Source organism: Acrocarpospora corrugata, assembly GCF_009687845.1.
In the GTDB taxonomy this organism is placed as follows: domain Bacteria; phylum Actinomycetota; class Actinomycetes; order Streptosporangiales; family Streptosporangiaceae; genus Acrocarpospora; species Acrocarpospora corrugata.
On record NZ_BLAD01000101.1, the window covers coordinates 31,689 to 32,655 of the forward strand.

The following is a 967-nucleotide window of genomic DNA, read 5'->3' on the forward strand; positions in this document are numbered from 1 at the left end:
GGTCAGGTCGCCAGCTAGGGTTTGCGGCGGAATCGGTGCTCATGGACTCGGTCGCCGCCATCGCCGCCACGCGACAAATCCGCCGACGAGGAGCCCGCCACCGCCGGCGAGGCTGATCGCCAGCGAGTGCCAGCCTGGTCCGGCCAGGACCCCCACGATATTGACCAGGGTGATCCATGCGCCCAGCCTGAACATATCCTGCGCCTGCCAGATCGCCGCCCCCGCTATGTAGAGCACGCCGACCACCGCGACCGACAACGCGGCCCAGAGCATCCCGACCTCGGCCGGAGGCAGCATCCCGCTATAGCGGCCGGCGATGGCCGCGACCGCGCCGAACGCGGCCACCCAAGCAAGGCCGTACCGTAGGCTCTGCACCGAGGAGACGCCCACGACGTGGCGGCCCGCCCGGATCCCGGCGCGAGCGGAGACCACGAGCGCGATGACCAGAAGGACATAGAGCACGATCAGCGGAAGCGCGACCGGCATCGCGACCAGCACACGCCCGTCGGGGCCAAAACGCAAAAACATCAACGCGTGCCCCACGAGCCATGCCAATCCCCACGGCACGTAGATCAGCCGCGGGTCCGGCGTCAGGCCACGCTGCACCTCGGCCCGCTCGGCATCGATCAGGCGCAGTGTCTCAGCCGGGCTGGCCGGGGCGAGCTCACTCGGGTCGTCATCCACCACGATCCACCCTTCGCCCGACCGAGGTTGGCGGTTCCGGAGAACTTTGCAGCACAAACGATAGCAGCCACCCTCGGCTCGTTTGCCATCTCATCTCGTTTGCGGCTTGACGTGGTTTGCGTTGCAAACTACTCTGACTCTGCGCCGCAAACTCTCGTTGGATTGGAGGTGGTTGTGATGGATAGCGATGGCCTTTGCCCGACTAACGCCCTTTGCCCGACTAGCGGCGCCGGCTGCCCCAGCCGGTGAGTGACGAGGCCGGGGCGGACCACCCGCCGATGGC

1 protein-coding gene is annotated in these 967 nt (G+C 67.5%); it reads right to left on the reverse strand.

The window, feature by feature from the left end; translation table 11 throughout:
• Positions 1–39: 39 nt before the first annotated feature.
• Positions 40–687: a hypothetical protein gene (locus Acor_RS37165; RefSeq protein WP_218034727.1), complete on the reverse strand. Its 648-nt coding sequence runs from the start codon at positions 685–687 to the stop codon at positions 40–42.
• Between the last annotated feature and the right edge of the window lie 280 nt (positions 688–967).